7 protein-coding genes are annotated in these 5,997 nt (G+C 65.4%); 3 read left to right on the top strand and 4 right to left on the bottom strand.

Features of this window, described 5'->3' with window-relative positions:
- The 3 genes from EN745_RS27810 to EN745_RS27800 all read left to right on the top strand — a co-directional run.
- Positions 1–249 (top strand): cupin domain-containing protein (locus EN745_RS27810; protein WP_145992158.1); only part of this gene is annotated, 249 nt, incomplete at its 5' end.
- Between the two features lie 28 nt (positions 250–277).
- Positions 278–622: a cupin domain-containing protein gene (locus EN745_RS27805; protein ID WP_127422734.1), complete on the top strand. Its 345-nt coding sequence runs from the start codon at positions 278–280 to the stop codon at positions 620–622.
- A gap of 21 nt (positions 623–643) precedes the next feature.
- Complete coding sequence (locus EN745_RS27800) at positions 644–2,152, top strand: aldehyde dehydrogenase family protein (RefSeq protein ID WP_127422733.1); 1,509 nt, start codon at positions 644–646, stop codon at positions 2,150–2,152.
- An 11-nt stretch (positions 2,153–2,163) separates the two neighbouring features.
- Here EN745_RS27800 and EN745_RS27795 read toward each other — a convergent pair whose 3' ends face one another.
- The 4 genes from EN745_RS27795 to EN745_RS27780 all read right to left on the bottom strand — a co-directional run bounded on the left by EN745_RS27795 (position 2,164) and on the right by EN745_RS27780 (position 5,846).
- Positions 2,164–2,925, bottom strand: a complete 762-nt coding sequence (locus tag EN745_RS27795; RefSeq protein WP_127422732.1) for a glucose 1-dehydrogenase — start codon at positions 2,923–2,925, stop codon at positions 2,164–2,166.
- Positions 2,926–2,935: 10 nt separating this feature from the next.
- The gene (locus EN745_RS27790) at positions 2,936–3,742 is read right to left on the bottom strand and encodes an ABC transporter permease (protein WP_127422731.1); all 807 of its coding nucleotides are present in this window, start codon (positions 3,740–3,742) and stop codon (positions 2,936–2,938) included.
- Positions 3,742–4,605, bottom strand: a complete 864-nt coding sequence (locus EN745_RS27785) for an ABC transporter permease (RefSeq protein ID WP_127422735.1) — start codon at positions 4,603–4,605, stop codon at positions 3,742–3,744. Before EN745_RS27785 ends, EN745_RS27790 begins: the two co-directional genes overlap by 1 nt.
- Positions 4,606–4,682: 77 nt before the next feature.
- On the bottom strand, positions 4,683–5,846 hold the full coding sequence (locus tag EN745_RS27780; protein WP_126058174.1) for a spermidine/putrescine ABC transporter substrate-binding protein: 1,164 nt from the start codon (positions 5,844–5,846) through the stop codon (positions 4,683–4,685).
- Positions 5,847–5,997: the final 151 nt, after the last annotated feature.

Here is a 5,997-nt window from a genome sequence, read left to right as displayed (position 1 = left end):
GGCAAGGTCCTGTTCCAGCACGCGGACGGATCGAGCGAATGCGGGCTTTGGTCGTGCACGCCCGGCACGCGCCACATCACCTTCGCGGTTGACGAATTCTGCCATTTCCTGTCGGGGCGCGGCACCTACATCCACGAGAGTGGCGAGACGATCCCGGTCGAGGCCGGGACACTGGTCTTCTTCCCAGCCGGCTGGACCGGCACTTCTGAAATCACCGAAACGCTGACCAAGGCCTTCATGTGCCGGTAAGCACGCAACGAAATACAGGATAAAATCGATGACCACGCCGACCATGCAATCGCCGCTCACTATTACCGACCTCGTCGACTGGGGCGTCATCCCGACCATGATCGAGGGCCAGTCCCACACCTCCGGCAAGCTCCTCTACAAGGGGCCGGAAGGCCGCTCGGAATGCGGGCTTTGGGTCTGCACGCCGGGCAAATGGCACTGCCACGTCACCCGCGACGAGTTCTGCCACTTCCTCGAGGGACGCTGCACCTATGTGCATGAATCCGGCGAGGTGATCGAGATCGAACCCGACACGGCGGCGTTCTTCCCGCAGGACTGGAAGGGCGTCTGCACCGTGCATGAGACGATCAAGAAGGTCTACATGATCCGCTGAGCGGACCGGGAGGATCATTCCATGCAGTTCTCGCCCGACCGTCCGGTATACTTCGTCAATCCGGACTACCGGCCGACGACCGGTGCGCAAAAGCCGGTGATCGATCCGGCGACGCTCGAAACGGTGGGCACCATCGCCGCCGCCAGCGATGGTGAGATCGACGCCGCGTTGACCGCCGCGACCGCAGCGCAGGCGGCATGGAAAAAACTCGACGCCAAGAGCCGCGCCAAACATTTGCACTCGGTGGCCAATGCCATCGAGGCGGCGGACTTCACCCGCTGCGCCGAGCTGATGGTGCGCGAGATGGGCAAGCCCTATCCGGAAGCGATTGGCGAGATCGCCAATTGCGCACCGATCTTCCGCTACTATGCCGAGATGGCGCGCGACGAGGCCGGCAAGGTCGCCGGCACGACGCAGGCGGGTTCCTTCCAGTACGCGCGCTACGAGCCCTACGGCGTCTCCGTCCACATCATGCCCTATAACTTCCCGATCCTGCTGATGTGCTGGACGGTGGCCGCCTCGCTCGCCGCCGGCAATGCCTGCGTCATCAAGCCTGCCGAGGCGACGACATTGTCGACGCTCGACTACATGACGGTGTTCCGTTCACTGCCCGAAGGCCTCGTCTCCTGCCTGCCCGGTGGCGCTGCGACGGCGCAGGCGCTGATCGGGTCCGACCGCACCCATGCGGTCGCCTTCACCGGTTCGGTTGCCGCCGGCAAGGCCGTCGCGGTGGCGTGCGCCGAGTGCATGAAGCCTTGCGTCATCGAGGCCGGCGGCAGCGATCCGCTGATCATCTCGCAACACGCCCCGCTCGACGTCGCGGCGGCCGGCTCCGTCACTGCGGCCTTCCACCTCACCGGCCAGGTCTGCACCTCGGCCGAGCGCTTCTTCGTCGTCGATGCCGTGCACGACCGCTTCGTCGATCTCTTCGCCGCAAAGACCCGCGCGCTGAGGATCGGTAACGGCCTGGACAGGACCGAGATCGGCCCGCTGGTCAGCGAAGCCGCACGGGCCAAGGTGATGCGTCTGGTCGACGACGCGGTTCGCAACGGCGCGAAGGCGGTGACCGGCGGGCGCATTCCGCCGGCGCACAACACCGGCTGGTTCTACGAGCCGACGATCCTCACCGGCGTCACCCCGGACATGGCGATCGTGCGCGAGGAGTGTTTCGGGCCGGTCGCCGCCATCTGTCGCGTGAAGGATTTCGACGAGGCGATCAGGCTCGCCAACGATAGTCCCTTCGGCCTCGGCGCCTCGGTGTTCACCACCGACCTCGCCGAAGCGCACGAGGCGGCCGAGCGCCTCGAGGCCGGCATGGTCTGGGTCAACAATCCGCTGATCGACAATGATGCGCTGCCTTTCGGCGGCTGGAAGGCCTCCGGCCTTGGTCGCGAGCTTGGGCGCCAGGGGCTCGACGCCTTCCGCCGTTCGAAGATGGTGATCATCGACCACAAGCCGGAAATCCAGGGTTGGTGGTATCCCTACCCGGACAGCTGGTTCCGCGACACCGGTGGCCGCAAGCACGTGTGAGAAGCCTTGGCTCAGCCGATGCTTTCGCCACCGTCGACCACCAGCGCCTGTCCGGTCATGAAGGAGGAGCGGTCGGAGACGAGGAATAGGATCGCTTCGGCGATCTCGTCGGCGCTTGCCCAGCGCCCCATCGGGATCTTGGTCCGGACATAGTTTTCGATCGCCTCGCGCCCGCCCATCTGGGCGATGAACGGCTCGTTGAACGGCGTGTCGACCCAGCCTGGGCAAAGCGCGTTGATGCGGACATTGTGCCTGGCATAGTCGAGCGACATCTGCCTGGTCATCGCCACCACGGCATGTTTCGACGTCGCATAGGCGATCATCTCGCGGTCGTAGAAGACGCCCGAATTCGAGGCGGTGTTGAGGATGACGCCACCGCCCTGCGCGATCATCGCCGGCATCACGGTCTTGGCGCTAACGAACTGCGCCCGCACATTGATCCGCCACGACGCATCCATGCCGTCGACGCCAACTTCGGTGAGCGTGCCGCCGACCTGGATGCCGGCATGGTTGTGCAATATGTCGATCCGGCCATGCCTGCCGAGCGTGCCGACGATGAGCGCCTCGACCGCGGTGTCGTTGCCGACGTCGGTCGTGACCGCTTCGGCGCGGCCGCCGGCTTCGCGGATGTCGGAGGCAACGGCCTCGCCGGCGGCCCGATCGCGGTCGGCGATCACCACTGTCGCCCCTTCCCTGCCCATGATCATGGCGCCGGCGCGCCCGATGCCGGACCCGGCGCCCGTAACCACGGCGATGCGGTCTTTCAGGATCATGATCGGTCTTTCACTGTTTTCTTCGGCGCAGCTGCCATTGGGCAAGCACCACGAGCAGCACCGAGGCGACGAGCACAATGGTCGCGACGGCATTGATCTCCGGCGTCACGCCGCGGCGGATCGAGGCGAAGACATAGATCGGCAGCGTCGTCTGCGCGCCGGCGACGAAGAAGGCGATGATGAAGTCGTCGAACGAAAAGGTGAATGCGAGCAGGAAGCCGGCGATCACCGCCGGCATGATCTGCGGCAGCACAATCGAGCGGAACGTCGTCAGCGGCGTGGCGTAGAGATCGCTCGACGCCTCGACCAGGTTGCGGTCGAGACTGCCAAGGCGCGTGCCGACGATCAGCGCCACCAGCGCCATCGAGAACAGGCCATGCGCGGCGATGATCGAGCCGTAACCGAGCGCCAGGCGCGGCGGCTGGTCGCCCGGCCACAACTCGGCGAGGAACGGATTGACGACGCCGAACAGCTGCACGAGCGCGACCAGCGTCGAGATGCCGATGACGACGCCGGGAACGACGATCGCGGCGCCCAATAGCCCGTCGAAGACAGCCCGCGTCCGCGCCCCGACGCGCTGCAGGCCGAGCGCGGCGGCGGTGCCGGCGACCGCCGCCAAAAGCGCGCTGGTGGTGGCGATGAACAGGCTGTTCTTCAGCGCCTCGACCAGGAACGGGTTCGACAGCGCCTTGCCATACCATTGCGTCGAGAAGCCGGTGAACTCGCTGGCATGGTGGCCGGCGTTGAAGGAGAACAGCACCACCAGTGCGATCGGCAGATAGAGGAAAGCAAAGACGGCAACGACGAAGGCGCGCATCAGATCAGGTCCACCCTGCGCGCGCCCGACAGCCGGGCCGAGATGCGGTTGGCGGCAATCAGCACCACCACCGAGACCAGCACCAGCGTGATGGCGATGGCCGAACCGAACGGCCAATTGCGTGACTGCAGGAACAGGTCGACCAGCGCGTTGCCGATGAAGAACACCTTGCCGCCGCCGAGCAGCGTCGGGATCAGATACTCGCCGAGCAGCAGGATCATCACCAGCGAGAAGCCGGTCATCACGCCCGGCAGCGACAGCCTCAGCGTGACGCCGAGGAAGGTCGATAGCGGCGTCGCGCCGAGATCGGCGGACGCTTCCAGCAGCCTGCGGTCGAGCCGCTCCAGGCTGACATAGATCGGCAGGATCATCAGCGGCAGATAGCCGTAGACGATGCCGAGCAGCACCGCGCCCGGCGTGTTGATCAGCCGGACATCCTCGACGCCGACATAGGCAAGCAGGGCCGGGATGCCGCGTCGGCCCAGTACATACATCCAGGCATAGGTGCGCATCAAAAGGCTGGTCCAGAACGGGATGACGACGAGCGCCAGCAGGATCAGCCGCCAGCGCTCCGGCGCGCGCAGCGCCAGATAGTAGGCGACCGGATAGGCGACGAGCAGGCAGGCGAAGGCGCCGACCGGCGCCAGTACCATCGTGTTCCAGAACGCGGTCGCCCGCGCCGGCAGGTTGGCGTATTGCGCAAGCGTGAAAGCTGCCTGGTAGCCTCCCTCGGGCGCCCGCTCGCCGACGCTGAAGATGGCGATGGCGACGAACGGCAGGACCAGGAATACCACCAGCCACAGCGTCGCCGGCGCGAGCAGCAGCGCGGTCGTAAGATTTTTGCGAAGGAGGGTGCCGCGCATCGAAAAAGCCGCTTCGGTGCCGGCGGGCAATTGCCCGCCGGTCGCGTTGCCTGGATCGGGTTTGTGGCCGGTTCCGCTCAAGCCGACTTGAAGCGCGCCATCAGCTCGGCGCGCCCCGGATCGGTGAGCGTCGCGGCGGCGCCGAACTCCAGCGGCTTCAACAGGTCCGCCGCCGGGTAGAGGATCGGATTGTCCATCACCTCCTTCGGCAGCAGCGCGTTGACGCGCGCATCGATCGAGGGCGCGCCATTGGCCAAGTGCTCCTTCACCGCGACCTTCGGGTTCATCAGGTAGTTGAGCAGCGCGTAGCCGGCCGGCTTGTTCGGCGCGTCCTTCGGGATGGCGTAGAAGTCGGTCCAGATCTCGCCGCCTTCCTTGCCGAGCACATAGGCGATCTCCGGGATGTCGCGATGGAGTTGCGCCCCGTCATTGGTCCAGCACATCGTCATCCAGGCATCGCCGGCGCGCATCGACGGCTGATAGTCGCTCGACACCGCGAACAGATGCGGCTTGACCTTGAGCAGCAGTTCCTCGGCCTTGGCGAGCTCGTCCGGCTTCAGCGAGTTGAAGGAATAGCCGTAATATTTCAGCGCATTGCCGATCGTGGTGAGCTGATAGTCATGCACCATGGTGCGGCCGTCGCCTTCCGCCATGGCTGTGTCCCAGAACTCCTTCCAGCTCGTCATCGGCTTGGTCAGCTTCTTGGTGTTGATCGCGATGCCGGTCGTGCCCCAGTTCTTCGGCACGGCGTAGATCGTCCCGTCGATCGTGCCTTCCGAGGTAAAGCGCGGATCCTCCTGCGAACCGTCGAAATTGCCGAGCTTGGCCATGTCGAGCGCTTCGATGATGTCGAGCTTCTTGTAGGTCGAGATCGTGTAGTTGGTCGGCACGAACAGGCTCCAGCCCGAGCCGCCGGCCTGCAGCTTGGCCAGCATCTCCTCGTTCGAGCCGAAGACGTTGACCTCGACGGCAACGCCGGTCTCGGCCTTGAAGCTCTCGAACGTCGCGGGGTCGTGATAGTTCGGCCAGGTGGCGATCGACATGCGGTCGCCGAGGTTTTCGGCGGCGTAGGCCGGCGTCGGCATGATGCCGAGCTCGCGCGCCATCACCGCGGTGGCGACGCCAAGGCCGGTGAGGCCGAGGAATTCGCGCCGGCCGATCGAGCCGCGCTTCAGGCGCATCAGTTGGTCGACGAATTTCTCGGGGCTTATCGGCAGTCCGTCACGATAGGATTTCGACATGGTGGTTTTCCCTCTGGTTGGTCCCGTTGTTCTTGGGTTGCGGAAACGCCAGCGGCGCCCCGGCGGCAAAGCCGATGGCGACGGGTTCGCCCGGCTTGAAGAGGTTGTCGCGGCCAATCTGGTGATCGGCCTTGGCGAGCAGTGATCCGAT

Source organism: Mesorhizobium sp. M4A.F.Ca.ET.022.05.2.1 (assembly GCF_003998845.1).
Classification (GTDB): Bacteria; Pseudomonadota; Alphaproteobacteria; order Rhizobiales; family Rhizobiaceae; genus Mesorhizobium.
Note: the sequence above shows the minus strand (reverse complement) of the source record. Positions and strands in the feature narration are given on the sequence as shown.